Genomic DNA, 23,775 nt, shown 5'->3' on the forward strand with positions numbered 1-23,775 from the left:
CACAGATGAACTAACCTAAAGAGCATGAACACACCATCATCGGGCAGGCTTCCGGCCAGCGTATACCGGAGGCGACGGATCACAGTAGGCGTTATTGCGCTTCTTGTCATCGCCCTGGTGGTGTGGGGGATAACCGCCGGACTGAAGGCCTTGGGCGGCGAAGGAGAGCAGGAACCGAAATCCCAGCCTCCGGTCGCTAAAGAGAGCCCGAGCGCGGAACCCAGCGAGGAACCCGAGGAAGACCGGCGTCAGGGGCAGTGTGCCGCCAACCAGATCAAGGTGACCGCCAGCACCGACTCGGGTAATTACGGGCCCGAGCAGAATCCGGTGCTGATCCTGACGGTTGAGAATATTTCCGACGAGGAGTGCGAACTCAACGTGGGTACCGGCGAGCAGGAATTCCTGATCACCAGCGGTTCGGACCGAATCTTCTCAACGGTCGACTGCGCGGCGAACGCCGAGGACATCTGGCTCAAGTTTGCCCCCGGCCATAAGGAAACAGCGCGCTTTAACTGGTCGCGCGTGCGCTCCTCTCCGGGGTGCAAGGCTGTGGATGTGCAGCCGCGGCCCGGAACGTACGTGTTTACCGCGAAGCTCGGCGAAGTCGAAAGCGACCCGACCCGATTCAACCTGACCTAAATGTAGCGTTCAAGCAACGAGGATTCGGCCATCCGGGCCAGTCCCTCGCGGATTGAACGGGCCCGCTGTTCGCCGACACCCTCGATCTCCATGAGTTGGGCGGTGGTTGCCGCCATGAGGAGTTGAAGATCACCGAAGGCCGCGACCAGACGCTCACCAATCAACTTGGGTACCGAGCGGATCTGCGCGAGCAGCCGGTACCCCTTCGGAGTCAGCGGTTCATCTAGGCTGGCGGTGCGTGAAGGGAAGAGCACCTTCAGTAGCGACTCGGGTTCGATCAGTTCGGAGTCGCGCACCTCGTGCAGTTTGGCAAGGGCCGCGTCGATATCCAGCTCGGCACCATCGGCGTGGCTGTAGTCGCGCAGTAGTAACTGGCTGTCGGTATGAATACCGGACAGCAGCTCGGCATGCTGGGCGGCCAAGAGCCTACCGTCCACGCCAAGCTCGAGAACGTAGCGGGAAATTTCTTCGCTCGTGCGGCGCAGCATTTCGGTGCGTTGCAGAACCGCAAGTACCTCGCGCACCGTGGCCACATCCTCGATCTCCGCGGCCGAGAGCGCGCTGGTGACTTGATCGAGCCGGTGACGGTAGCGCTCAAGCGTGGCCACGGCCTGATTTCCGCGGGCCAAGAGCCGCTCGGCGGTCTCCAGGACGTGGCGCTCGCCGGCCGCATACAGGGTAATGGTATGCATTGACTGGGATACGGAGATCACCGGAAAGCCCGTCTGCAGGGCGACGCGTTCGGCGGTGCGGTGCCGGGTGCCCGATTCTTGGGTTTCAATCGAGGCGTCGGGCATCAACTGCACTCCGGCCTGCAGAATCTGCCGACCGGTGGAGTCGGTGATGATCGCACCGTCCATCTTTGCAAGCTCACGCAGCCGCGTTGGGGTGAACTCGGCATTGATGCGGAACCCGCCGGAGCAGATGGATTCGACCTGCCTGTCGTGACCGAGCACGATGAGCCCGCCGGTGCGCCCGCGCTGAATGCGTTCGAGTCCCTCGGCCAGTTCAGTGCCGGGGGCGATCCGTGCCAGGGTGCTCAGCAGCTGTGGGGCAGGTTGCGGTTTCACGGGTGGCTCAAATCCTTTCGCGGGCTCACTTCAAGTCTATGGCCCGAACCGGCTCCGCGGGCTCACCGGGAACCCTTCTGCCGCTGCGTGAAGGCAATATCCAGCGCCTCGGCCACCGATTCGACCTGGAAAATGCGGATATTCTCCGGAACGTTCTTCAGCGGCTGTGGGGTGGCTGGCACCATCGCGAAGGAGAATCCCAAGCGGGCCGCCTCGGTAACGCGGCGGGCAATCTCGGGAACTTGGCGGACCTCACCGGCCAAACCCACCTCCCCGAAGGCCACGAAGTCCTGCGGAAGTGGGAACTCGTGCAGCGAGGAAGCCAACGCCAGGGCGCAGGCAAGATCGGCGGCAGGTTCGCCGATCTTCACGCCGCCGACCGTAGCGATATAAGAATCCATGGAGGCCAGATCCATCTTGGCCCGTGACTGCAACACGGCTAGCACCATTTGGGCGCGGGCCGCGTCCATCCCGCTGGTGGCACGGCGCGGGGCCGGAGCCGCGGAACGCGAAAGTAGGGTTTGCACCTCCGCCACGAGTGGGCGGCGGCCCTCGAGGGTCACCGTAATGCAGGTGCCCGGCACTGGGGTGCGCGTGCGCGTGACGAAGAGCCGGGACGGGTCGGTGAGCGAATGGATCCCGTCCTCGGTCAGGTCAAAGCAGCCCACCTCGTCGGTGGGGCCATAGCGATTCTTTAGTGCACGCAGTAGCCGGAGCCGCGAATGCTTTTCGCCGTCGAACTGGCAGACCACATCCACCAAGTGCTCCAGCAGGCGGGGGCCAGCCACCGAGCCGTCCTTGGTCACGTGCCCGACCATAATGGTGGTCATGCCGCGGGTTTTGGCGCTGTTAATAATGCTGGCGGCCACCTCACGCACCTGCGAGACGCCGCCGGCGGCGCCCTCGATTTCGGCCGAGGAAAAGGTTTGGACCGAGTCGAGAATCAGCAGCTGCGGGTCGATCCGTTGAATTTGGCCCAATGCCAGGGCCAGATCCGTTTCCGCGGCGAGATACAGCCGCGGCGAGATCGCGCCAATGCGTTCGGCCCGGGATTTCACCTGCGCGGCCGATTCCTCACCGGTGAGGTAGAGAACGTTCAACCCGGTGTTGGCAGCCTTGGCGGCGACGTCCAGCAGCAAGGTGGATTTGCCGACGCCCGGTTCCCCGGCCAGCAGGATCGCCGCGGCCGGAACCAGCCCGCCGCCGAGGACTCGGTCCAGCTCGGAGACGCCGCTGTCACGGAAGGCTGCTAGGGATCCGTCGACCTGGTCGATGGGTACCGCCGGGTTGGCCACCGTGCTCGCCGCGGTGGTGCGTGCCGGTACTTGGCCGACCTCTTCAACGGTGCCCCACGCCTGACATTCGCCGCAACGTCCGACCCATTTGGCCGTGCTCCACCCGCATTCGGTGCATTTGAAGCTGGCGGTTGGGCGGGTGCGGGTTTTGCTCATGCTCCCATGCTATGCGTTGTGGTGGACGCTTTGCCCCGACGCTAGGACAGTGGCGGCAACGGGTCCAGGGCCGCTTCGTGATCACGGCCGGCGGCCTGCAACAGGTCGACCAAAAGCGGGCGCAAGAGCAAAACCAGCCCCTCGGCCTGCAGCCCCTCGATCCCGAGTTCGTGCGGGTCCAGCAGCTCGGCGCAGGCCTCGAGCTGATGCCTGGCGAGCTTCTCGTACTTTCGCTGACCCGCCACGGTTGGTTCACGGACCGAATGAGCCAGCGAATTCACCGCCTCGGCCAGTTCGCGCAGCAAGGTGGCCAGCCGCTCGGCCCCTTCTTCGCTGAGCACGCCGTTGCTCAGCACCGAGGCCAGGCGTCGGGCGAATACGCGGGTATTGCGGGTGGCTCGGTCGAAATGCTCGATGCGCCGCGCGAGACGCTTAATCTCGTGGCGGTGGCGGCGTGCGGTAGGGGAGAGCGTGGCGATCTCCTGGGCGGCACTGAAGGCAGCCGGGAGCCGGTCGAGATGGCGTTGCGTGGCGCGCGCCTTGATCAGGGCGTGGAAGGCCTCACGGTGATCATTGTCGCGGCTGGCCCAAGAACATTCGATGTAAACCTCGGAGAGCTCCTTGAGCAGGTCATTCAGTGCATTTATGGGGGTGCGCCGCGGGTCGGTGGGCCACACCATGATGATCAGCAGGGCCAGGGCCGAGCCCAGCACCGCATCTAGCGAGCGTCCGAAGGGTCCGTCGGGGCTTACCGGAAGCAACACCACCAGCGCCGACTGCATGCCGAGCTGGGTGGAGAAGATCGGCCCCGAATCTAGGTACCGGGCCACGATCAGCGACAGTGCCATGACGGCCGCCGCCTGCCACAGCCCGGCGCCCCACCAGTGCACCAGTGCTTCGCCGAGCACCACCCCGAGGGTGCACCCGATGGCCACCTCGGCGGTGCGGCGCAGGGTGGTTGCCCCGCCAAAGCCCAGCGCAATCAGCGCGCTGGTGGCCGCAAAAATCGGTGAGGTGTGTCCGAGCACGGTTTCGGCCAGCCAGTAGGCGCCGATGCCGCCCAGGGTCATACGCGCGATGCGCGGCAGGGATTTGCGCGCGCGAGTAAGACCGATTCGGTTGCGCGCGACGAGGAAACTGCGGATGCGTCGCGGGAGGCTGGCCATGAATCTAGTTTGTCACGGCTGCCCCCACGGCGCAGGGCGTGAGGGAGCTCACGCGCCTGTGGAAAAGTTGTTAACCTTCCGTTCACCTTCGCCCGGCCATCTGGTTACCTGCGCCCCTTACCGTCGAAGACGTAGCGGTCATCACTTGGGGCCGCGCGCCAGAATTACACCACATATGATCCCTGGGGAGAGCACTCGTGAAGTTCCAACGTCTGGGCAGCGCCGCTGCCGTTTTGTCCGTCGCTGCCATCGCGTTGACCGCGTGCGGCTCCGACAACCCGACCGGTGCCGCCAGCTCGGCACCCGCCGGTTCCTCGGATGCAGCGGGAGCCGTTTCCGGAACTCTCACCGGCATCGGTGCTTCCAGCCAGAAGTCGGCCATGGAAGCTTGGGCCAACGGATTCGCCGCGGCTCACTCCGGAGCCACCGTGCAGTACTCGCCGGACGGCTCCGGCGCCGGACGCAAGGCCTTTCTGGCCGGCGGCGCGCAGTTCGCCGGGTCGGATGCCTACCTGAAGCCAGAGGAAGCCGATCAGGCCAAGAAGGTCTGCGGGCCCGAGGGCGCCTTCAACATCCCGGCCTATGTATCGCCGATTGCCGTGGCCTTCAACTTGGAAGGCGTCAAGGAACTGAACCTGGACGCTGCCACCATCGCGAAGATCTTCAAGAAGGAGATCACCACCTGGAACGATGAGGCGATCGCCAAGCAGAACCCGGACGCCGAGCTTCCGGACACCGCCATCACCGTGGTGCACCGCAACGACGAGTCCGGCACCACCGAGAACTTCGTCGAGTACCTCAAGGCCGCCGCCGGCGATGTGTGGACCTACGATGTTTCCGGTGACTGGCCGAAGGACATCGCCTCCGAGAACGCCAAGGGCACCTCCGGCGTGGTCTCGACCACCAGCTCCACCAACGGCGCCATCACCTACGCCGACTTCTCCGCCGTGGGCGATCTGGCCACCGTCAACGTCAAGGTTGGCGACGAGTACACCAAGATCTCCACCGATGCAGCGGCCAAGGCACTCGAAGCCGCAGAGCCGCATGACTCCGGCTCCAAGCTGGATATGGCCCTGGACCTGAAGCGCGACACCACCGAGTCCGGCACCTACCCGATCGTCCTGGTTTCGTACCACATCTTCTGCTCGAGCTACAAGGATCAGGCCACCGTGGACCTGGTCAAGGCCTTCGGTAACTACGTCGTCTCCGACGAGGGCCAGAAGATCGCCAATGAGTCGGCGGGCAACGCCCCGCTTTCCGAGGCCGTGGCCACCCAGGCCGCGAAGTCGATCGACTCCATCACCGTCGCCGAGTAATAACCGGCACACCACCGCGCGGGCCTGGCCATCACCACCCTTCGGCTGGGCCCGCGCATCCCCTCCACCCACGTGGCGTAGCTGCCACACCCTCCATTTCGAAAAGGCTTGTGCCATGACCTCCACTGCCGTCAAGAGCAGAGCGGCCGCCAGCGGCCGCGCCGGGGACAAGATTTTCTCCGGTGCCGCGCTAGGCGCCGGCGTCTTGATCCTGATTACGCTCTTTGCCGTTGCACTGTTTCTGCTGATCCAGGCGCTACCGACGTTCTCCGCGGACCCCGCAGAGATTACCGGTGGCGAAGGATTCTTCGCCTACATCTTCCCGATCATCATCGGTACCGTGATCGCCGCGGCGATCGCACTGGTTATCGCCACCCCGATTGGCATCGGTGTGGCCCTGTTCATCTCGCACTTCGCGCCACGCCAGATCGCCGGTCCCCTGGGCTACGTGATCGACCTGCTGGCCGCCATCCCCTCGGTGATTTATGGTGCCTGGGGTTATATGGTGTTGGCCCCGGCGCTGGTGCCCGGCTATGAATGGTTGAGCCAGAACCTCGGCTTTATCCCGATCTTCGAAGGACCGGCCAGCCAGACCGGTAAGACCATCTTGACCGCCAGCATCGTGCTGGCCGTCATGGTGCTTCCGATCATCACCTCGCTAAGCCGCGAAATCTTCCTGCAGACTCCGAAGCTGCACGAGGAAGCGGCGCTGGCCCTTGGTGCCACCCGCTGGGAAATGATCACCACCGCGGTCCTGCCCTTTGCCCGCCCCGGCATTATCTCCGCGGTGATGCTCGGCCTGGGCCGTGCCCTGGGTGAAACCATGGCGGTTGCCCTGGTACTGTCCACCGGCGGACTGATCCCGTCGCTGATCAAGACCGGCAATCAGACCATTGCGGCCGAAATCGCCTTGAACTTCCCCGAGGCCTTCGGTCTGCGTCTGGCAGAACTGATCGCGGCCGGCCTGGTCTTGTTCCTGATCACCCTCGTGGTGAACATGATCGCTCGTGCCATCATCGCCCGCCACAAGGAATTCTCGGGGGCTAACTAGTGAACAGCGCAACCATGAAAACTGACCAGGACCTCGCACCCAAGCAGCCCACCCCGCCAAGCCGCAAACGCAATTCGCTGGCGAAGGGCAAGTTACCCAAATGGGCCATTCCGGCAACCGCCGCCGGCTCGATCATCCTCGGCGCGGCTGCCTCCACCCTCGGCGGCTTTGCGATCGCCACCTTCGCGATCTACTCGGCGCTGCTTTTCGTCATCGCCGCCACCATCATCACCTCGCTCGTCGAAGGTAACCGCCGGGGCAAGAATGCGCTGGCCACCTACCTGGTCTACGGTGCCTTCCTGCTGGCCTTGATCCCACTGGCCTCCGTGCTGTACACGGTGCTGCAAAAGGGCATCCCGGGGATCAACATGCACTTCTTGACCTCCTCGATGAACGGTGTAACCGGTGCCGTAGATAACGCCACCGTGGAAAATGGCACTCCGGTGATCGGTGGTGCCTACCACGCGGTGATGGGCACCTTGCTGATCACGCTCTGGGCCACCTTGATCTCGGTGCCGGTGGGCATGCTCACCGCCATCTACCTCGTCGAATACGGCAAGGGCGGGCCGCTGTCCAAGGCGATCACTTTCTTCGTCGACGTGATGACCGGCATTCCCTCGATTGTCGCCGGTCTGTTCGCCGCGGCCTTCTTCGGCCTGCTGCTGGGCCCCAACTCTCGCATGGGTATCGTTGCCGCCGTCGCGCTGAGCGTACTGATGATCCCGACCGTGGTGCGTTCCACCGAAGAAATGCTCAAGATCGTCCCGAACGAACTGCGCGAAGCCTCCTACGCCCTGGGCGTGCGGCGCTGGCGCACCATTCTCAAGGTGGTCATCCCCACCGCGATCTCCGGCATCGCTTCCGGCGTCACCCTCGCAATTGCCCGCGTGATCGGCGAAACCGCGCCGATCCTGGTGACCGCCGGCATCGCCAGCAACATCAACCTGAACGTCTTTGCGGACTGGATGTCGACGCTGCCGACCTATATCTACTATCAGATCCTCACGCCGACCAGCCCGACGAATATCGACCCGTCGCTGCAGCGTGCTTGGGCCGCGGCCCTCTTGCTGATCGTTATGGTGATGGCGCTGAATCTCATCGCCCGCCTCGTCGCGAAGATCTTCGCCCCTAAAAACGGCCGCTAAGCTAGCGCCCACCCACAGATTTCACAAGGAAACATCATGTCAAAGCGTATCGACGTCAACGACCTCAACGTCTACTACTCCAAGTTCCGCGCCGTGGAAGGGGTCTCGATCAACATCGAGGCCAAGTCCGTCACCGCCTTCATTGGCCCCTCGGGTTGCGGCAAGTCCACCTTCCTGCGCACCCTGAACCGCATGCACGAGGTGATCCCCGGCGGCCGCGTCGAGGGTGAAGTGCTGCTCGACGGTGACAACCTCTACGCCCCGGGCGTGGACCCGGTGACCGTGCGCAGCCAGGTAGGCATGGTCTTCCAGCGCCCGAACCCGTTCCCGACCATGTCCATCCGCGACAACGTGCTCGCCGGTGTGAAGCTCAACGGGAAGAAGATCGCTAAGTCCGACGCCGACGCGCTGGTCGAGAAGTCGCTGCGCGGGGCAAACCTCTGGAACGAGGTCAAGGATCGTCTGGATAAGCCGGGCGCCGGCCTCTCCGGTGGTCAGCAGCAGCGTCTGTGCATCGCCCGCACCATCGCGGTGAAGCCCGACGTGATCCTGATGGACGAGCCCTGCTCGGCTCTGGATCCGATCTCCACGCTGGCCATCGAGGACCTGATCAACGAGCTGAAGAACGACTACACCGTGGTGATCGTGACCCACAATATGCAGCAGGCCGCACGCGTCTCGGATAAGACCGCATTCTTCAACATTGCGGGCACCGGCAAGCCGGGCAAGCTCATCGAATACAACGACACCGCCACCATCTTCTCGAACCCGGCCGAGCAGGCCACCGAGGATTACGTCTCCGGACGCTTCGGATAAAGATTTCGTTTCCCGCGCAGGGTAGCTTCCGCGCGGGTAAGCGGACCGGAAGGGGGGTCTTCCGGGGATCCTGGAGGGGATCACCATCGGCGATCGGCCGCCACCGCGGCCGATCGCCGATTTTCTTATGTGCGCACCCCGCCCGTGCGCTGCGGGTGCGCCTATGTGGTGCTTAGGCCCGATCGTCTCCGCGCAACTCGGTTTGACCGTGAAGTGTGCCGGTGGATAGTCCGAGGGTGACCGGTTGCGGGGCACAGCAGGAATCCTCGGCCGCTTCGGGCGCCGGAGCGTCGCAGGATCCGGCCAGGTCGGTGGAGCAGACACCGGTTTCCGGCAGTTGCAGGTCCACCCGATCCGCCGCCGTCCGATCCCCGGCCAGGGCCGCGGCAATGGAGCGGACCTGCTCGTAACCGGTGGCCATGAGGAAGGTCGGGGCCCGCCCATAACTTTTCATGCCCACTATGTAGAAGTCCGGTTCCGGATGGGCCAGCACGCGCTCGCCGTGCGCGGAGACCGTGCCGCAACTATGGAACTCCGGGTCGATCAACGGCCCCAGCTCGCGGGGCGCCTCCACGCTCGGATCCAAATCGAGGCGCAGCTCGGCCAACATTGACAGGTCGGGCCGGAACCCGGTGGCCGGGACCACCAGATCCACAACTAGTTCGCGCCCGTCGGCCAGGGACACCGTGAGGTTGCTGGTGCCCCGGATCTCGGTGACGGCCACTCGCTCCAGCAACTTAATGCTGCCGTTCTCCACGAAGCGCCGCAGGCTGCTACCTAGCTGCCCGCGGGCCGGAAGTTGATCGGCATCTCCGCCGCCGTAGAGGCGGATGGGATTCGCGTCTCCACGTAGTCCCCAGAGGATTTCGGTATCCGGGTGGCGTTGTTTCAGCCGCCCCAAGCTCAACAGCGTATTGGCGGCCGAATGCCCGGCGCCGAGCACAAGCACGCGGCGCGAGGCAAAGCGGTCGAGGTCGGCGCCCAGCGGGTCGGGTAGCGGCGAGGTGATCAGACCGGCGGCGCGCGCCTCGGCTTCCCCGATGGCTTCGAGACCCGAGCGACCCACCGGGTTGGGTTGTTCCCAGGTGCCCGACGCGTCGATCACTGCCCGCGCCACCAGATCCCGTGGCCCCTCTGGGGTTTCGCATCGCACCACGAAGAGGCTGTCTTCGCGGCGGGCGCTGCGCCCCTTATCGACGCCGGCGCCTTGGGACGTGATGCGACTGACGGCCTTCACCCGGTGGTTATAGGCGATTCTCGGTGCCAGGCTCGGATGTTGGGCCAGCGGCTCGAGGTACTCGCGCACCATTTCTTCGCCGTAGGGAAGCCGGGTTTCACGAGGAGCGGCCCAGTCGCCCACGTAGCCGGCGGAAGAGGTCTCCAGCAACCGTCGGCAGGCGGCGTCGATGTTGTATTTCCAGGTGGAGAAGAGCCGGATATGCCCCCAGCTACGCATTGCCGCGCCGACATCGGATCCGGCCTCCAGAACCTGTACCTGCTGGTGCTGTTCCATCAGGTGCGCCGCGGCCGCCAGACCGATCGGACCGGCGCCGATGATAATTACCGGGTGTTCCATGCTCTTCTCCTAGGGTGGGTGGTGGCCCGTGTTAAGCCGGAAGCAGTTCCGAGATCAGGGTTTCGATGCGGGTACGAATTTCGTCGCGGATCGGCCGGACCGCCTCTAGGCCTTGGCCGGCCGGGTCCTCCAACTTCCAGTCTTCGTAGCGTTTGCCCGGGAAGATGGGGCAGGTATCGCCGCAACCCATGGTGATCACCACGTCGGATTCCTTGACCGCCTCGGTGGTCAGGATCTTGGGCACCTCGGCGGACATGTCGATGCCAACCTCCTGCATGGCGGCTACCGCCGCAGGGTTTACGCTGTCGGCCGGGGCCGAACCGGCCGATCGCACCTCGATACGCCCTTCGGCGAGCGTGCTGAGGAATGCGGCGGCCATCTGGGAACGTCCGGCGTTGTGGACGCAGACGAAGAGGACCGAAGGCTTGGTGTTGGTGGTGGTCATTTCATTTCCTTCTGTGCGAGGGTGCTGGGGAAAAATTTGCGCGACCACAGGGCCGCATAGACGAGTGCGACCAAGGCCGGGACCTCGATAAGTGGGCCGACGACACCGGCCAGGGCCTGACCGCTGGTGACCCCGAAGGTGGCGATGGCAACCGCGATGGCCAGTTCGAAGTTGTTGCCCGCCGCGGTGAAGGCCAGGGTGGTGGTGCGTTCGTAGCTCATGCCCAGGCCGCGACCGATAAGCATGCTGGCGCCGAAGACCACGGCGAAGTAGACCAGCAGCGGTAGCGCGATCCGCGCGACATCCAGCGGCTTGGCGATGATGGTGTCACCCTGTAGTGCAAAGAGGATCACGATGGTGAACAGCAAGCCGTAGAGGGCGAAGGGGCCAAGTTTCGGCAGGAAGCGGTTCTCGTACCAGTCTCGACCGCGTGCCTTCTCGCCCAGGGTACGGGTGAGGAATCCGGCGACCAGCGGGATGCCCAAGAAAATGACCACCGACAGGGTGATCGCCCAGACGGAGAATTCGGCGCTCGTGGTGGGCAGGCCCAGCCATGAGGGGAACAGTTGGAGGTAGAACCAGCCCAAGGCGCCGAAGGCGATGACCTGGAACACCGAGTTGATCGCGACCAGCACCGCGGCCGCCTCGCGGTCGCCACAGGCCAAGTCGTTCCAGATCAGCACCATGGCGATGCACCGGGCCAGACCCACGATGATCAGACCGGTGCGGTATTCGGGCAGGTCGGCTAGGAAGATCCAAGCCAGTGCGAACATGAAGGCCGGAGCGAGCACCCAGTTAATTAGAAGCGAGGTGATCATTAGCTTCTTGTCGCCAATGACCCGATGGGTTTCGTCATAGCGGACCTTGGCCAACACCGGATACATCATCACGAGCAGGCCCAGTGCAATCGGCAGCGAGACTCCGGCGACCTGTACGGAGTCCAGAGCGTGTCCGAGGCCGGGGATCAGCCGGCCCAGCCCCAGGCCCAGCGCCATGGCGGCGAGAATCCACACCGCCAGGTAGCGGTCAAGGGTGGATAACTTCTTGGTGATGTGGCCCGTATCGGCGGGCGCGCCGGTGGTTGTCACGAAAGATGCACTCCAAAAAACTAGGGATCGACGTTCATCGATATGTTGAGTATGCTTGCTTATATCGAAGATTGTCAATGCCTAACCGTGGGTGTGAAGGAAGCGAGGATGGGCGATGAGTATCGAGGCAGCGCAGCTGAGCGAGGAGCGTATCTGCGCGGGAAAGATTGACGCCGAGCAGGCGCCATGCTGCGTACCGGCCCAAGGCGAGGACGCGTTGCCGGCCGAAGAGGCCGAGGTTCTCGCCGCGCGCTTTAAGGCGCTCGCGGACCCGCATCGACTGCGTATCCTCTCGATTGTCTCTTCCAGCGACACCGCCGAAACCTGCGTCTGTGATCTCTCCGAGCCGCTGGGATTGCGGCAACCGACCGTCTCGCACCACCTGAAAATTCTGGTCGAGGCCGGGCTTCTGCACCGCGAGAAGCGCGGGGTCTGGGCCTACTTCTCGCTGGTACCCGGAGCTTTGGATTCGCTCGCCGCCTCACTCACCGCAAAGGAACGCCCATGACCGTGCCAAGCCCGCGCCGCAAACCAGCCGTGCTCTTCGTCTGCGTAAAGAATGGCGGCAAGTCCCAGCTGGCCGCCGCCTTGATGCGCCACGAGGCCGGTGCGGATATCACCGTGACCTCGGCCGGCACCCACCCGGGGAGCAAGCTCAACGCTTTAGCCGTCGAGGTTCTGAAGGATCTGGGGGTCGACGTCGGGGCCGAACATCCCAAGGCGCTGACCGAGGGGGCGATGCAAGCCGCGGGTCTGGTAATTGTGCTGGGAACCGAGGCCGAGGTGCCCGAAATCCCTGGGGTGCGTGTTGAAACCTGGGTCACCGACGAGCCCAGCCTGCGTGGCATCGAGGGGCGCGCCCGCATGGAGTTGGTGCGCGACGATATCCACACCCGCGTCAAGGTGCTCAAAGAGCATCTGCTCGCCGAAGCCTAGATATACCCACATTTTCAGTGGCCGCGGCAGCTATTGACGTGGAGCACTGTTTGGCGCATCTTTCGGCGCCAGCCGCCCCTGTGGCGAACGAGCTAAAGACGAATCCACCCGGCGAGCATCATTGATGTAAAGCAAGCTTGTCTGTAAAGTGAGTTTTACAAACACGATGGGAGGGGTTGTCATGACGCAACTGACGCAGAGATCAACATGGGGCCGGTCGCGGTTCGGGGGCGGATCCGCAGCGTTGATTATTGGAAGCGCGGTGGTAGGTCTTGGGTTGGCCGTGGGCGCTGGTGCTCTCTTCGCGTTTGTGGCGTACCCGCAGGCTCGGATTCTGGCGTGGAGTGTATTCTCGGCCGGGCTATTCCCGGTCTTAACTGCCGCGTGCTGGGCGTTAGCGGTGGACCGAAGCACGCTGCGCTCGGCACCTAGAGATCCCGAGCAGTCCATCGAGTCGCGCTGGTATGACAGCGCCGCCCAGGGTGCCTTTCACGACCTACTGGTGGCCGCCGGATTGGCTACGGCAATCTTCGCGGTTCTGAATGTAGAGGCGCCGGTTTCCTTGGTGCTGGGGGCAGTTCTACTCTTAACCATGCTGAGCTTTGCCGTGCGATACCTATGGTTGAAGCGGGCCGAGGGCTAGTGGAGAATTCTGTGCCCGAGTATCGGTGTGGCCGCGGACTATCCCAACAGGCCCTAGCCGACTTGCTCGGAGTCTCGCGGCAGACGGTGATCTCCATTGAAAAAGGGCGATACGACCCCTCGCTGCCCCTCGCGTTTCGGCTGGCGGCGGTCTTCGAATGCCGCATCGAGGACCTGTTCGTTGCCGACGAATAGCTCGAATTACAGCTGAGTCAGTGGGTAGACCGCCAGCCCCATAATGGCCGCGACCACGGCACAGACCACGGGGGTGGCGAGCCAGATGCGCAATACCCGCAGCACCGAACGCCAGCGAACCGACTCGAAACGCTGATTGGCGCCGGCTCCCACGATCGCGCTGGTGACCGACTGTGTGGTGGACAGCGGAAGGTGCAGTGCCAGCGCCCCGACATACAGCATCAACGAGGCCACGGACTGGGCCACCATGCCGCGCAGCGGGTCGATCTTCACCAGCCGGTGCCCCAAGGTGTGGGTGATCCGCCAGCCGCCAAAAAGCACACCGAGGGCCAGGCAGGATGCAGCCGTCAGTTGGATCGTCCAGCTTATGGGGCCCGGCTCGATCACATGCCCGGTGATCAGCACGACGGCGATCATCGCCCCGGTGCGTTGGCCATCTTGCAGGCCCAACCCCAGAGCCACAGCGCAGGAGGAGATTGCCTGGCCAATTTGTGAGCGTACGGATACGTCTTTAGCCGTATCGTGGCGCACCAGCCAGGTGGCGGGAATGACCAGCAGATAAGACAGGCCAAAGGCTAGCAACGGCGTGAGCAACAGCGGCAAAAGCACGCCCAGCGCCAGAAAAAGCAGCGAGGCGCTGGCCGGCTCACCGCTGGTCAGCGTGGTGGCCACGCTCGCGCCCACCAGTCCGGAGATCAGCGCGTGCGTCGAGGAGGCGGGGATGCCACGCCACCAGCAATACAAACCCCAACCGCCGGCGGTGAGTAGTGCGGAGATCAGCAGTGCCAGCCCGGGCACCCCGTCGTGCAAGGGGATTTCGAGGCGTTGTACGAGGAACGATCCCAGCGAAGTGGAGGCCAGGGTGCCAACGAACGCGAAGATGGCGGCTACCGAGACCGCCATTCCCGGGGTCATGGCACGGGTGCGCACGGCCGCGGCGACCGCGGTGGAAGCGTCACGAAAACCGTTGAGTACGCCGTACCCCATGGCGAGGATGATGCCGATGGCCGTGAAGACGGTCATTGCCTCCATTTAGGATTCCTTCACCAGCACGCGTCCGAGGTGGTCGGCAAATTCGCGGAGCGAGCCGATGGCGCGGAGCAGCTGATCGGCCACGTTTTGATGCCGGTGCATGGTTGAGGCCTTGGAGAACTTCCCCACTTCCTGGCTCCAGACCAGATGAGTGCGGGTGGCACGCTTGGAAAGCTGCACCATCTGCAGCCAATTATCTTCCAGATCGTCGAGCTTATTCAGGCGCTGCAGCGAGTCGGCGGCTAGATCCGCCAGCTGGCTGAGCAGGCCTAACTGTTCGGCGGCGCGCTCGGACAGCGGCGTGGAGCCAACCTCACGGATCAGTTCACCGGTACCGCGCAGATGTTCCATGGTGGCGTGCAACAGGCGCGAGAACGTGTACATATCCTCGCGCGGCAAGGGCGAAACATAGCTGGTGCGCAGGTGCGTGAGTAGCGCGTAGTGCGTATCGGTGGCGCTGGTTTCGGCTTCGGCCAGCAAATGCAGTTGCTGCTCGCCGTCTTGTGGGTTGCCAATCATCTCCGCCACGGGGTTCACCGAGTGGCGGATAAGCGTAGCTAACTCACGCAGCAGGTCGATGCCGCGTGTAACGGACGGGAAGAGCTGAAATTTCACGACGAGTGATGCACCATTCGGAACGAGTGAATAAAGAGCTGATCAATATCTTACGTCGTGAAGGTTAACGAAGTTCGAGGGTGCCGGACCGGGAACGCCTCTCGGCGGAAGGCCGCTCGAAGCGGCAAAATGTTGGAGCCCGGGGTTACCAGCGGCCCGACACCGCCTCCTAGTTTTCTGCCAACGGCACCACGCTGTCAACCGCCCGGTGCACTTCGGTGGTTCATCTCACGTGCGCCGTATAGCCTTCTCGACACCCGAGAGGGCGAGTAGCCCACAACAGAACCAGATGGCGCCGGCAGGGCCGGCCCCGACGGTTGTTGCGCCGGCCGCCAGCGGCAATACCACCTGACCCAGCCGATTGCCCATGAGTCGCACGGCCAGCGCGGCCCCGCGATCCTGGGACGGGACCGAGGTGGAGACCATGGTCATGGTTACCGGTTGCCCCAGACCCAGGCAGAACCCGCCGACGAACAGCGCCAGTGACGCGGCAAGTGCATGTTCGATCAATACCGGCGCAAGCCCGAGCGTGGCGGCGGCACCAAATAGGCTGATGAGCAACATGGTTTGTCGTTTGAGGCGCCCGGAAATCCACGGCAGGATCAACCGCGAGAGCACCGAGGCCACACCGCGTACCGCCAGCAACAGGCCTACCGTGGCCGGCGCAACCAGATGTCGTTCCGCCACCAGCGGCAGAAACGCGGTGAGAATGTCGATGGCCGCGAGCAGGGTCATCGAGGCCAGCATGTGCGAGGGCATTGACCGGATCCGCAGTATCCCCAACAGCCCGGCCTGCTTGCGGTCGGAGGGGGTCAAGGCATTACCCAGTGGGGGTGGCTGAAAGTTCGGGGCCAACAGCGGAACCGCCAGTAGGGCGCAGGCGGCCGCCAGCCACAGCGCCAGTCCGATGTCGGCCACACGCTGGGCTTGCGGCACTTCCGTGGCCGTCCCCAAAATTCCGCCGGCGATCAACGGTCCGAGGAACTGGCCGGCCGAGTAAGAAGCGGTGAACCAGCCAAAACACTTATCGAGCTGGTCATCGGGGAAGAACCGGGCGATGGAGGACTGCCCGCCAATGGTGAAAATCAGGTGGCCCATGCCCAACAGAGCGCTACAGGCGGCCACCGCCCATAGCGAAGGGGAGAGGGCGATGCCTGCGGCTGCGACGGATAACAGTACGGTGCCCAACAACATCAAGAGGCGAATGTTTTTCACCCGAGAGCTGGCGCGGCCCAACCACATGGCGCAGAACAGCGGAAGTAGCGCGTAGGCCGCGGTCACCAACCCAACCACTAATGAATCGGCGCCCAGGGATAGCAACTTATAGGTGGTTACCGGGCGGATGAGGTTCAAGGCGGTTTGTGCCAGTAATCCGGTGCCGATAATGATCAGTAACCACCGGCCACTGCCGTCGGATTTCTTTGCCTCGCCTGTTCCCACGTCACTCCCGTCCTCAACCGTGCCGTAGCTCAGCCTACTGCCCGGCGGTGTCACTCAGTCCAAGGCGTTGCGGCGCCATAGCCGCGCGCTAGCCTCCAGATCTTCGGCTGTGTTCATGAGTGATTTGGCGCGGTGGGTCAGCTGGGTTCCGTGTTCATTGCTGGAAAGATCTGCGGCGTCGGCATGCTCGGTCATTCCCAGTGCCACCACGCGACAATAGGCGGCGGTGCGCTCCAGGGCGTGAGCGAAGTCACCCGTGAATGCCCCGGAAAGAATCGAATCGGTCATCTTGCGCAACTCGCCGGCGGTAGGCGGTTCGGCCACACCCGCCACCAGCCGCTCGACTTGCGCACGCTGGGCTCCGGCCACAAAACGCGCAGCCATTGCCTCGGGATTGTTCAAGGTCGCGGTGCGCACGGCGTAGAGGCGCCAAAGCGCTCCAGGCAACGACCGCGCCGGAGCCTCGGACCACAGCTCGGCCAGCATCTCCAGGCCCTCGGTTTCAGCCACCGCAATAAGCCGTGCGGTGACGTCGGGATCTTCGTTTTCTAGGCCCCGGTGCACAAAAGCCTGCGCGGAGAGATGGGCGGCCTCGGAGATGCGCGCCGGGTCGGCTCCGCCCTCGTAGGGGTCGAAATCAATCGGCATGAAGGGTTTGGGTTTATGGTGGCGGAAGCCCGAATCGTGGGCTACTTTCGATCCTGCGCGTGCACCTTTCATATCTTCGAGGATACGTCACGGGCTCCGGCTCTGGGATTCGCTCGAGCCGCCGCCTATCCGGTATGCTGGGATCTGGCTTTATGCCGTGCGCCTTTAGCTCAGATGGTAGAGCATCGGACTTTTAATCCGCTGGTCGCGGGTTCGATCCCCGCAGGGCGCACAGAAAAACCCGGCGCTCACTTGGTAAATCAGGTGAGCGTCGGGTTTCTTTTTGTGCCCTACTCTGGTCCTCGACCATAGTTTGACCATAGTTCTTCTCTGCAACTGATTTGTGGGCCAGTCGGTCGGGCAGTGAACTCACCTTGCTGGAGGGCTTGGCGGTGTCACTAGGCGGGTGGCCAATGCGCCAGGTTTATGCGTCTGGTGACCCGAAACGCGCAGACCGTACGCATGAATAGCGCCAGGCGCTTTGCTTCTCGAAATGTTTAGCAGGAGCCTTGTCTGCTCGATTGGATGAGCAATGCGGGCCGTGATCGCAACGGGGGTCCTCCCGGAGAAACTGAGATCTAACTGTCGTGCCGGAGGCTATCTTGCCGCTGTCGAGTTCCTAGGTAATGATGGCCGACGCTGTATGCGGCAAGCATGGATCCGAAGGGTACGGCAAGGCCGTGGACGATGGTCGTAATGAAGGAAATCGGAGTTCCCAGATACGGAGTGATTGGCTGGGTGTTTTCGAAGAACGCGTAAGTAACCAGCGGAAGCGCATAGCCGATGAGCAGTCCGCCTAGCGCGATAACGAGGCCGATCGTCAGTAGTTTCTTGTTCGTCGAATCCATCGATGTCTCCTCTGGCATAGCTCGTATTGCTCGTTGATACGGTCTGCATGCGAGTGTCTTCTGAGTTTTCAGCGTAGTTCGTAGATGATGATTTGAGAACACTTTGGAATAAAAAGTAGGTAACGAATTGGCCTCTCACTCGTAATTACGAGTGAGAGGCCCGGTAGGAGTGCGGTCTTTTTACGCCTCGGCGTGATACTGCTTCGGCAGCTTCAACCCGCGTTCCTCCATCAGCTCGCGCAAGCGGGTGGGATAGTTGGTGATGATTCCGTCGATACCCATTTCCATCAGACGCTCCATATCGGCGCGTTCATTAACGGTCCAAGGGATGACCTTCAGCCCGAGTTCGTGCGACTCGGAAATCAGCGACTCGGTCACCATCGCATGAGCCGTGGAGACCACGGCGTAGCCCTGGGCCTTGGCGGCCTTGGCGATCGACCCCTCGTAGTCGTCAATGTCGATTCCACCGAGCTCCGGTGCCGCACCAGGCTGGCCAACTTGTAGATGTTTTGCGCCCGAGCTGAGTGCCACGAGGTCCAGCTGTGGGGCCTTGCCTTCGGCGGCCAACTCACGAGCGAGGTTCAGGGTGGACCAGTCAAAAGACTGCAACACGGTGCGCCCGGCCATGCCCGAACGCTGAATTTCATCGAGCACCGCGACGGTCAGGGCCCGACCGGCGGGGCCGCCGGCCATGCCCTTTTCCACCTTGGTTTCGATATTGAAGCCGACCTTCTTGGCGTTGGCCCCGCGGACTAGGGCAAAGACGTCGCGCAACTCTGCAATGCGATTACCTTCCGCAACGTTCTGCTCGGGGTAGCCCGGCAACGGCTGGAAACCGCAGTCGAGAGTCTTGATCTGAGCAAGGGTCAGGTCCGCGATGCGGTCACCGACGTAGGGGAACTCGGGATCTCCCGGCTCGGCGGGTTCGGTGTCGGTGCACTTCTCGGGCTGGATGCGGTCGTCATGCCAAACGATGATCTTGCCGTCCTGAGTGAGCAGGGTGTCCAGCTCCAGGGTGGTCACCCCGACGCGCAGTGCGTTGGCAAAGGCCGGTAGCGATTCCTCGGTCCATTCGGCCAGACCGCCGCGGTGGGCCTGCAGGTCGAAGGAGCCGTTGCGTTCGTTGCTGTGATTACGTTGTTCCGCCGGGGCGGCAACGGCGGGTGTGGCCAGGGTGGCGGCCAACAATGCGGCGGTGAATGCCGCGGTCAGTCGGGTGCGCATGATGGAACTCCTCGGATCCGGGTGAATGGGCACCCTAACCCTAGGAAGCGCATATGTCTGCACGGTCACCAGCCGGTGGCCACGGATTGAACGACGCGTAACCTTCCGCGCTGCCTAGAGCTCGGCGATCGAACGTCCGCGAAGCGAGATTCGGCATACGAGGATGCTCGCGATCGAGCCAAGTAACGGAACGCCAAGAACCAAAAGAACCAACGCCAATTTGATGCCCAATGGTTGGCGGCGCAGGTTGAACACCATGACCAAGGCGATGACCAGCAGGACGAACTGAAGCCAAACGCCAAAGGTTCCTAGAAAACCCAGTAACGATTCGAGACCCGGAATGAGCATGATATCCCTCCCGTTAGAGCTGAAGCTCGAGGTCTTCGGCGGGAACCGCCATACATGCCAGGATCTCGTCGTCGGCCACCTGTGCACTGGGCTCGATCGGGTAGGCGACGCTGCCCTTGAGCAGTCGCAACGCGCACTCGCCACAGGAGCCTCCGCGGCAGGAGCTGTCGGGGGTCAGCCCCTGCTCCTCGAGGGCGTCGAGCAGAACCCCGGCCTCCGGGCGCCAGGTGAAGTTCGTTCCCTCCGGGTGGCAGGTGACCGTGGCCGGCTCGAAGCGCTGGATCACCGCACTCATATCCTGCACCGGTGAGGCGAAGATTTCGCGGTGGATACGCTGGGCTGCTACGCCGGCCGCCTCGCATGCCTGCAGCACCATATCGGTGAAGTCCGCAGGTCCACAGACCATCACGCTGTCGCATCCGGCGACGATCCGTTCGATCTCGGGGCCGCTGGGCCGGGCGACGGTTGAATCGAAGTAGTTGACGTCGGTGGGCACCTTCGCGTTGCGCGCCAGCTCGTCCAGTCGGGCGGAGAGCACCCCACAGGTGCCGCGCTGCACGTGGAGGATGCGCAGGGCGTCCAGCGTTGTCGCCTGCGCCGCACCGCGCAGGAGGGCCAGGCTGGGCGTGATGCCGACGCCGGCGCTGATCAGGGCGGTGGTGCCCTGCAGCACCTTGCGTGCGGTCAGTTGACCGTGTGGCCCGGAGGCCAGTACCGTCTGGCCCGCGCGTAGCTTGGCCAGCTGGCCCGAGACCTCGCCTTGGACGCGGATGGCCAGCGTGATGAGGTCGTCGTCCACGGAGGTGATGGTGTAGTTGCGCCACTGCGGATCGGCAAGGTGCAGCCGCAGGTGCGTGCCGGGTTCGTCGAATGCGCGGATCCAGCCGAGTTCGTCGCGCAGGGTCAGTTCGATGCAGCCCTGATCGATGGGGCGGATCTGGTGGATGCGCAGCGGGCGCGGGGTGCGTTTGGCCTTGACCAGTGCGAGGGCGCGATCGTCCTGCGCGGCGATGGTGATCTGGTCGCCGGCCTGGATGCGGCCGCCTTCCAGCACGGTGCCGTAGACGCCGCAGTGCAGATACCCGCAGTGCGCGGTCAGCAGTCGAGGACCGTTGACGTCGACCTCGGTGGACACCGGATTGACCGAGGTGGCCCGGCAGCGTTCGATGGATTGGGTGATGGCCACCGTCGTCTCACCGATGCGTAGTACCTTGCCGATCAGGTCGAACTCCGCGAAGGCCGGCAGGTCGGCGAGCAGAACATTGCCGCGGTAACGCAGCGGGTCCAGCTCAACCCCGGCGGCTCGTGACAGGGCGGCGACGGACTTCGGGTTGATGAAGGAGATGCCGGATTTCTGCGAATCGAAAATGCCGCTGCTTCCGGAGATCAGCGCACGCGGATGGGTACCTTGGGCCGGAAGGCGTTCGGCCAGAAAACCGGTGGCCGCGGCGCGTTCGTCGGCGTTGGTTGCGTCGAAGGTTAGCTGACCACCACCGACCGCGGCCGGGGCGGTGAGAGTAATCAGCGGCGGCTGGGAGGAAACCTGCCACTGCTGCAGGCTGGTGTCGTTTTTCAGAATGGTGAACGTGGTGCATCGTTGCCAAGTTTCGTCCTGCACAGGCTGCGTGCCGTTGCTGAACGCTACCGTCCGGTCGCCGGTCAATCCACCGTTGACGGTGGCCACGGCCGAGCTGATTTCCTCGGCCGGCAGACCCTTGATTGGAAAGCGAAACAGACGTTCAATTTTCATAAAATCAGTTTATGACTTCGGGCTATGCGGTACCGAATCGAGGGGAACCATGGCGTCTGCAACGCGCTCGGGCATCATCGTGACGCGTTCGGTGAGGTCTTCTGGCGGGTAGTTGTCATCGATGCAGTCGCGCCAAAATTCTAGATGCCGGGCGTCGAGCCAGTGGCTGGATTGCTCGACGGGCGAACCACCGGTGCCTTGCACGCTGTACCAATAGAGGTAGTCCACGCCGTTACTGGTTTCGGAGAAGATCGTTTCCACATACATCTGCTCGGGCTCGAGGGTTTCGCGCACGGCCGCGAGGTGATCATTGAGGAAGGTCATCCATTCATCGACCCGGGCTTGGGCCCCGGCTTTAACCCGGAATCGGGTGAGTTCAATGCGCATGGCTTTAGTCTGCCAGAGCATGCCTCATCCGGTCTTCGTCCGCCGACTAGTGTGGAGTTATGCAGTATGCGGGATTACGTCGTTACCTAGCACAGCGTGGACTACCGGCCGAGAGCATCGAGACCCTCGAGCTCGAGGAGCAGGGCAGCGATTATGGAGCGGCGCTGCTGCGCGTCGGGCAACAGCGCTGGCGGGTCCGGATCGGTCGGGTGACCGCCACCAAGCCGGGGGCGTTCGTCGCGGTCTGGCAGCGCGGCGCCGACGGGCAAACGCGTCCATTTCACGATGGCCCGGAACTCGAGGACCTGCTGGTGTTCGTGAATGAGGGGCCACACTCCGGGGTCTTTCACTTCACCGCGCAACAGCAAGTTGAGCTCGGCATTGTGCGCTCCCATGCGCAGGCGGGCAAGCGCGGGTTCCGGCTGTACCCGCCGTGGTGCCACGAATTGAACGCGCAAGCCAAGCGCACGCAGCGTCGTCAGGCCCCGTGCTTTACCGAACTCTAACGCGCTACTGCTCGGCTCCGGGCGGCAGCGAGTATTCGGCGCCGTCGATGGACCGCACGAGTAGCCCGTGGTCGATGAGGTAGCGGCGGATCAGCGCGACATCGTCGTGGATGACGCGCAGTCGGTCGCCGAGCTGTGCCTCGCTGACGCGCTCGCCGGGGCTGAGCACCGCATGCCGCACGGCTTCCATAACGGCTCGGCGATCCTCGGGCTTGGCCGGCAAGGTATGTAGCCGCGGTCCGTCGAAGAAGCGCTGAATGCCGGCGCGATCCTCGGCCGGTTTGCGGTGTGCCGCCAGTGCCTGGCTCAGTGCGTCGTCGTCCACCACGAGCGTTCCCTCACGTTCGGTGAGTAGGCCGATCGACTGCCAGCGGGACAGATTCTTGGCGGTGGCAGAATTCTGTTCAAGTTGTTCGCGCTGGTCGCTGAGCACCAAGCCAAGGGTTGCGCGCATGCCGGGATTCTTCAGGCCCGCGAAGACCTCCAACCAGTTCAGTGCCATTGGCGTTGTCCAGACTCCTTTCCGGGGTGCGGCCTAGCGGCCGCCACGTATTAGCTCTCGAGGAATGTGCGGATGCGTTCGAGTACCCGCTCGTAGCTCGCCGGATCGTGCCCCGGCAGCGATGGGTCGGTGAATAGATGGCTCGAACCGGGGTAGGTGAATAGTTCGCTTCCGGCCCCGGCGGGGCTGGCGATAAAGTTCTGCGCCGCTTCGAGATCCCCTTCCTCGGCGAAGAAGGGGTCCTGTTCCATTCCGTGGATCTGCGCGCGCAACGATTCTGGCCAGGGGCCGAAACTCCACGGCCCCTCCGGGTCGATAAACGCTTCCAAACAGATCAGGCGGGAAACGCCGGAGTCCTGCTGCGCCAACTGCTGGGCAATCGCGGCACCGAACGAGGTGCCGATCAAGGTATCGGCGCCACCGAGCGCCGCAATTTCTTCCGCCGCGCGGGCGCTCAAGGGGCCCTGGCCGAGGCCCTCGGCCAGCTCAATGCCCTCCTCGAGGCTCGCGGGCAACGCTCCATCGAAAAGATCTAAACAGTGCACTTCATGACTCCACGCGGCGATTTGCTCTGCCATTTGGCGGATGCCGGGGGTAAGGCCTTGAACATGGTGGATGACTATGACTCGGCTCATAGGCTTGAGCCTAGGCCTCCGCGGTGGGCCGGTCAATGGCTTGCGCCGTGCTTAGCGCTCGTCGACGAGCCCGGGGAGTCGGCGCGGAAGCTCGGGCAGGACCTGCTCCCACCCGTCCATGGCGCTGTTGATTTCGACGCTGTGTCCGTTGTCCAAAATGAACTCGGCGTAGGTCAGCTCGGTGTCGCCGGCGGCTAGCTGGTAGATGAAGGACCGTCGGATGTCGGCGAAATGCAAGGTGGCACGATCGTCGATGACCAAGCCGTCGGTTGCTAGTTTCACCGAACGCTGGGTGTAGGACATG

Annotated in this window: 28 protein-coding genes and 1 tRNA gene; 11 read left to right on the top strand and 18 right to left on the bottom strand. The window is 63.5% G+C overall.

Translation table 11 applies throughout. The annotated features are described in order from the left end of the window. Nucleotides 1–24 precede the first annotated feature (24 nt). Nucleotides 25–639, top strand: a complete 615-nt coding sequence (locus ACYU0X_RS00600; protein ID WP_461901819.1) for a hypothetical protein — start codon at nucleotides 25–27, stop codon at nucleotides 637–639. On the opposite strand, the gene disA is transcribed toward ACYU0X_RS00600, so the two are convergent. From disA to ACYU0X_RS00615, 3 genes are all read right to left on the bottom strand, one after another. Next, on the bottom strand, nucleotides 636–1,709 hold the full coding sequence (disA, locus tag ACYU0X_RS00605; RefSeq protein ID WP_418908035.1) for a DNA integrity scanning diadenylate cyclase DisA: 1,074 nt from the start codon (nucleotides 1,707–1,709) through the stop codon (nucleotides 636–638). The genes ACYU0X_RS00600 and disA overlap by 4 nt on opposite strands. 62 nt (nucleotides 1,710–1,771) lie before the next feature. Then, nucleotides 1,772–3,160, bottom strand: coding sequence for a DNA repair protein RadA (gene radA / locus ACYU0X_RS00610; RefSeq protein WP_461901820.1), 1,389 nt, complete (start codon nucleotides 3,158–3,160; stop codon nucleotides 1,772–1,774). 41 nt (nucleotides 3,161–3,201) lie between these two features. Then, nucleotides 3,202–4,326 carry an FUSC family protein gene (locus tag ACYU0X_RS00615; RefSeq protein WP_418908037.1) on the bottom strand — a complete coding sequence of 375 codons (1,125 nt, stop codon included), beginning with the start codon at nucleotides 4,324–4,326 and terminating at the stop codon, nucleotides 3,202–3,204. Between the two features lie 197 nt (nucleotides 4,327–4,523). Between ACYU0X_RS00615 and pstS the strand changes: the two genes are divergently transcribed. From pstS to pstB, 4 genes are all read left to right on the top strand, one after another. Then, nucleotides 4,524–5,642, top strand: a complete 1,119-nt coding sequence (gene pstS, locus ACYU0X_RS00620; protein ID WP_418908038.1) for a phosphate ABC transporter substrate-binding protein PstS — start codon at nucleotides 4,524–4,526, stop codon at nucleotides 5,640–5,642. Nucleotides 5,643–5,757: 115 nt separating this feature from the next. Next, on the top strand, nucleotides 5,758–6,693 hold the full coding sequence (gene pstC, locus ACYU0X_RS00625) for a phosphate ABC transporter permease subunit PstC (protein WP_309410224.1): 936 nt from the start codon (nucleotides 5,758–5,760) through the stop codon (nucleotides 6,691–6,693). Nucleotides 6,694–6,707: 14 nt separating this feature from the next. Continuing rightward, nucleotides 6,708–7,838 (top strand): phosphate ABC transporter permease PstA, encoded by a 1,131-nt coding sequence (gene pstA, locus ACYU0X_RS00630; RefSeq protein ID WP_418908039.1) that lies wholly within the window; start codon nucleotides 6,708–6,710, stop codon nucleotides 7,836–7,838. A gap of 36 nt (nucleotides 7,839–7,874) precedes the next feature. Next, on the top strand, nucleotides 7,875–8,654 hold the full coding sequence (pstB, locus tag ACYU0X_RS00635) for a phosphate ABC transporter ATP-binding protein PstB (RefSeq protein WP_418908040.1): 780 nt from the start codon (nucleotides 7,875–7,877) through the stop codon (nucleotides 8,652–8,654). Between the two features lie 172 nt (nucleotides 8,655–8,826). On the opposite strand, the gene ACYU0X_RS00640 is transcribed toward pstB, so the two are convergent. From ACYU0X_RS00640 to arsB, 3 genes are read right to left on the bottom strand one after another with little or no spacing between them, the layout of a single operon-like run. After that, nucleotides 8,827–10,230, bottom strand: a complete 1,404-nt coding sequence (locus tag ACYU0X_RS00640; RefSeq protein WP_418908041.1) for an NAD(P)-binding domain-containing protein — start codon at nucleotides 10,228–10,230, stop codon at nucleotides 8,827–8,829. A gap of 31 nt (nucleotides 10,231–10,261) precedes the next feature. After that, nucleotides 10,262–10,675 carry an arsenate reductase ArsC gene (locus ACYU0X_RS00645; RefSeq protein WP_418908042.1) on the bottom strand — a complete coding sequence of 138 codons (414 nt, stop codon included), beginning with the start codon at nucleotides 10,673–10,675 and terminating at the stop codon, nucleotides 10,262–10,264. After that, nucleotides 10,672–11,763: an ACR3 family arsenite efflux transporter gene (arsB, locus tag ACYU0X_RS00650; RefSeq protein WP_418908043.1), complete on the bottom strand. Its 1,092-nt coding sequence runs from the start codon at nucleotides 11,761–11,763 to the stop codon at nucleotides 10,672–10,674. Before arsB ends, ACYU0X_RS00645 begins: the two co-directional genes overlap by 4 nt. Before the next feature lie 115 nt (nucleotides 11,764–11,878). Here arsB and ACYU0X_RS00655 point away from each other — a divergent pair, with 115 nt between their 5' ends. The 4 genes from ACYU0X_RS00655 (at nucleotide 11,879) to ACYU0X_RS00670 (ending at nucleotide 13,536) form a co-directional block, all read left to right on the top strand. After that, the gene (locus ACYU0X_RS00655) at nucleotides 11,879–12,271 is read left to right on the top strand and encodes an ArsR/SmtB family transcription factor (RefSeq protein WP_418908044.1); all 393 of its coding nucleotides are present in this window, start codon (nucleotides 11,879–11,881) and stop codon (nucleotides 12,269–12,271) included. Continuing rightward, nucleotides 12,268–12,699, top strand: a complete 432-nt coding sequence (locus ACYU0X_RS00660) for an arsenate-mycothiol transferase ArsC (protein ID WP_418908045.1) — start codon at nucleotides 12,268–12,270, stop codon at nucleotides 12,697–12,699. The genes ACYU0X_RS00655 and ACYU0X_RS00660 overlap by 4 nt, the downstream gene beginning before the upstream one ends. Before the next feature lie 283 nt (nucleotides 12,700–12,982). Beyond that, nucleotides 12,983–13,342 carry a hypothetical protein gene (locus ACYU0X_RS00665; RefSeq protein WP_418908046.1) on the top strand — a complete coding sequence of 120 codons (360 nt, stop codon included), beginning with the start codon at nucleotides 12,983–12,985 and terminating at the stop codon, nucleotides 13,340–13,342. Then, on the top strand, nucleotides 13,318–13,536 hold the full coding sequence (locus ACYU0X_RS00670) for a helix-turn-helix transcriptional regulator (RefSeq protein WP_418908047.1): 219 nt from the start codon (nucleotides 13,318–13,320) through the stop codon (nucleotides 13,534–13,536). The genes ACYU0X_RS00665 and ACYU0X_RS00670 overlap by 25 nt, the downstream gene beginning before the upstream one ends. Before the next feature lie 6 nt (nucleotides 13,537–13,542). Here the strand turns inward: ACYU0X_RS00670 and ACYU0X_RS00675 are convergent, their stop codons facing one another. The 4 genes from ACYU0X_RS00675 to ACYU0X_RS00690 all read right to left on the bottom strand — a co-directional run bounded on the left by ACYU0X_RS00675 (nucleotide 13,543) and on the right by ACYU0X_RS00690 (nucleotide 17,343). Continuing rightward, nucleotides 13,543–14,568, bottom strand: coding sequence for an inorganic phosphate transporter (locus tag ACYU0X_RS00675; RefSeq protein ID WP_418908048.1), 1,026 nt, complete (start codon nucleotides 14,566–14,568; stop codon nucleotides 13,543–13,545). After that, entirely contained in the window at nucleotides 14,569–15,183 is a 615-nt protein-coding gene (locus ACYU0X_RS00680) for a hypothetical protein (protein ID WP_418908049.1), read from the bottom strand. A 228-nt stretch (nucleotides 15,184–15,411) separates the two neighbouring features. Further along, entirely contained in the window at nucleotides 15,412–16,623 is a 1,212-nt protein-coding gene (locus ACYU0X_RS00685; RefSeq protein ID WP_461901821.1) for an MFS transporter, read from the bottom strand. A gap of 54 nt (nucleotides 16,624–16,677) precedes the next feature. Continuing rightward, complete coding sequence (locus ACYU0X_RS00690; RefSeq protein ID WP_418908051.1) at nucleotides 16,678–17,343, bottom strand: hypothetical protein; 666 nt, start codon at nucleotides 17,341–17,343, stop codon at nucleotides 16,678–16,680. An 87-nt stretch (nucleotides 17,344–17,430) separates the two neighbouring features. On the opposite strand from ACYU0X_RS00690, the gene ACYU0X_RS00695 reads away from it, so the two are divergent. Further along, nucleotides 17,431–17,503, top strand: a tRNA-Lys gene (locus ACYU0X_RS00695). A 346-nt stretch (nucleotides 17,504–17,849) separates the two neighbouring features. On the opposite strand, the gene ACYU0X_RS00700 is transcribed toward ACYU0X_RS00695, so the two are convergent. From ACYU0X_RS00700 to ACYU0X_RS00720, 5 genes are all read right to left on the bottom strand, one after another. Continuing rightward, nucleotides 17,850–18,119: a hypothetical protein gene (locus ACYU0X_RS00700; protein WP_461901822.1), complete on the bottom strand. Its 270-nt coding sequence runs from the start codon at nucleotides 18,117–18,119 to the stop codon at nucleotides 17,850–17,852. 180 nt (nucleotides 18,120–18,299) lie between these two features. Beyond that, complete coding sequence (locus ACYU0X_RS00705; RefSeq protein WP_461901823.1) at nucleotides 18,300–19,343, bottom strand: glycerophosphodiester phosphodiesterase family protein; 1,044 nt, start codon at nucleotides 19,341–19,343, stop codon at nucleotides 18,300–18,302. Nucleotides 19,344–19,457: 114 nt separating this feature from the next. Beyond that, a complete protein-coding gene (locus tag ACYU0X_RS00710; protein WP_418908054.1) occupies nucleotides 19,458–19,691 on the bottom strand; it encodes a hypothetical protein in 234 nt (77 codons plus the stop codon). A gap of 13 nt (nucleotides 19,692–19,704) precedes the next feature. Then, a complete protein-coding gene (locus ACYU0X_RS00715; RefSeq protein ID WP_461901824.1) occupies nucleotides 19,705–21,441 on the bottom strand; it encodes an MOSC domain-containing protein in 1,737 nt (578 codons plus the stop codon). Between the two features lie 9 nt (nucleotides 21,442–21,450). Further along, complete coding sequence (locus ACYU0X_RS00720) at nucleotides 21,451–21,828, bottom strand: DUF6176 family protein (RefSeq protein WP_418908056.1); 378 nt, start codon at nucleotides 21,826–21,828, stop codon at nucleotides 21,451–21,453. Nucleotides 21,829–21,887: 59 nt separating this feature from the next. Between ACYU0X_RS00720 and ACYU0X_RS00725 the strand changes: the two genes are divergently transcribed. After that, entirely contained in the window at nucleotides 21,888–22,334 is a 447-nt protein-coding gene (locus tag ACYU0X_RS00725) for a MepB family protein (protein ID WP_418908057.1), read from the top strand. Between the two features lie 4 nt (nucleotides 22,335–22,338). On the opposite strand, the gene ACYU0X_RS00730 is transcribed toward ACYU0X_RS00725, so the two are convergent. The 3 genes from ACYU0X_RS00730 to ACYU0X_RS00740 are packed head-to-tail and all read right to left on the bottom strand — an operon-like array spanning nucleotide 22,339 to nucleotide 23,774. Then, the gene (locus ACYU0X_RS00730; RefSeq protein WP_418908058.1) at nucleotides 22,339–22,836 is read right to left on the bottom strand and encodes a DUF2087 domain-containing protein; all 498 of its coding nucleotides are present in this window, start codon (nucleotides 22,834–22,836) and stop codon (nucleotides 22,339–22,341) included. 50 nt (nucleotides 22,837–22,886) lie between these two features. Next, a complete protein-coding gene (locus tag ACYU0X_RS00735) occupies nucleotides 22,887–23,471 on the bottom strand; it encodes a dienelactone hydrolase family protein (protein ID WP_418908059.1) in 585 nt (194 codons plus the stop codon). A 51-nt stretch (nucleotides 23,472–23,522) separates the two neighbouring features. Then, nucleotides 23,523–23,774: a hypothetical protein gene (locus tag ACYU0X_RS00740; protein WP_418908060.1), complete on the bottom strand. Its 252-nt coding sequence runs from the start codon at nucleotides 23,772–23,774 to the stop codon at nucleotides 23,523–23,525. Nucleotide 23,775: the final 1 nt, after the last annotated feature.

It is taken from the genome of Glutamicibacter sp. X7 (assembly GCF_054889245.1).

What these genes read in the sequence shown, in the direction of transcription:
- pstB (WP_418908040.1), top strand. Translation starts at nt 7,875, where the DNA reads ATGTCAAAGCGTATCGACGTCAACGACCTCAACGTCTACTACTCCAAG.
- ACYU0X_RS00645 (WP_418908042.1), bottom strand. Translation starts at nt 10,675, where the DNA reads ATGACCACCACCAACACCAAGCCTTCGGTCCTCTTCGTCTGCGTCCAC.
- ACYU0X_RS00725 (WP_418908057.1), top strand. Translation starts at nt 21,888, where the DNA reads ATGCAGTATGCGGGATTACGTCGTTACCTAGCACAGCGTGGACTACCG.
- ACYU0X_RS00700 (WP_461901822.1), bottom strand. Translation starts at nt 18,119, where the DNA reads ATGGATTCGACGAACAAGAAACTACTGACGATCGGCCTCGTTATCGCG.
- ACYU0X_RS00640 (WP_418908041.1), bottom strand. Translation starts at nt 10,230, where the DNA reads ATGGAACACCCGGTAATTATCATCGGCGCCGGTCCGATCGGTCTGGCG.
- ACYU0X_RS00715 (WP_461901824.1), bottom strand. Translation starts at nt 21,441, where the DNA reads ATGAAAATTGAACGTCTGTTTCGCTTTCCAATCAAGGGTCTGCCGGCC.
- ACYU0X_RS00705 (WP_461901823.1), bottom strand. Translation starts at nt 19,343, where the DNA reads ATGCGCACCCGACTGACCGCGGCATTCACCGCCGCATTGTTGGCCGCC.
- ACYU0X_RS00615 (WP_418908037.1), bottom strand. Translation starts at nt 4,326, where the DNA reads ATGGCCAGCCTCCCGCGACGCATCCGCAGTTTCCTCGTCGCGCGCAAC.
- radA (WP_461901820.1), bottom strand. Translation starts at nt 3,160, where the DNA reads ATGAGCAAAACCCGCACCCGCCCAACCGCCAGCTTCAAATGCACCGAA.
- ACYU0X_RS00655 (WP_418908044.1), top strand. Translation starts at nt 11,879, where the DNA reads ATGAGTATCGAGGCAGCGCAGCTGAGCGAGGAGCGTATCTGCGCGGGA.
- ACYU0X_RS00720 (WP_418908056.1), bottom strand. Translation starts at nt 21,828, where the DNA reads ATGCGCATTGAACTCACCCGATTCCGGGTTAAAGCCGGGGCCCAAGCC.
- ACYU0X_RS00675 (WP_418908048.1), bottom strand. Translation starts at nt 14,568, where the DNA reads ATGGAGGCAATGACCGTCTTCACGGCCATCGGCATCATCCTCGCCATG.
- ACYU0X_RS00600 (WP_461901819.1), top strand. Translation starts at nt 25, where the DNA reads ATGAACACACCATCATCGGGCAGGCTTCCGGCCAGCGTATACCGGAGG.
- ACYU0X_RS00670 (WP_418908047.1), top strand. Translation starts at nt 13,318, where the DNA reads ATGGTTGAAGCGGGCCGAGGGCTAGTGGAGAATTCTGTGCCCGAGTAT.
- ACYU0X_RS00660 (WP_418908045.1), top strand. Translation starts at nt 12,268, where the DNA reads ATGACCGTGCCAAGCCCGCGCCGCAAACCAGCCGTGCTCTTCGTCTGC.
- pstA (WP_418908039.1), top strand. Translation starts at nt 6,708, where the DNA reads ATGAAAACTGACCAGGACCTCGCACCCAAGCAGCCCACCCCGCCAAGC.
- ACYU0X_RS00735 (WP_418908059.1), bottom strand. Translation starts at nt 23,471, where the DNA reads ATGAGCCGAGTCATAGTCATCCACCATGTTCAAGGCCTTACCCCCGGC.
- ACYU0X_RS00740 (WP_418908060.1), bottom strand. Translation starts at nt 23,774, where the DNA reads ATGTCCTACACCCAGCGTTCGGTGAAACTAGCAACCGACGGCTTGGTC.
- pstC (WP_309410224.1), top strand. Translation starts at nt 5,758, where the DNA reads ATGACCTCCACTGCCGTCAAGAGCAGAGCGGCCGCCAGCGGCCGCGCC.
- ACYU0X_RS00730 (WP_418908058.1), bottom strand. Translation starts at nt 22,836, where the DNA reads ATGGCACTGAACTGGTTGGAGGTCTTCGCGGGCCTGAAGAATCCCGGC.
- ACYU0X_RS00710 (WP_418908054.1), bottom strand. Translation starts at nt 19,691, where the DNA reads ATGCTCATTCCGGGTCTCGAATCGTTACTGGGTTTTCTAGGAACCTTT.
- ACYU0X_RS00690 (WP_418908051.1), bottom strand. Translation starts at nt 17,343, where the DNA reads ATGAAAGGTGCACGCGCAGGATCGAAAGTAGCCCACGATTCGGGCTTC.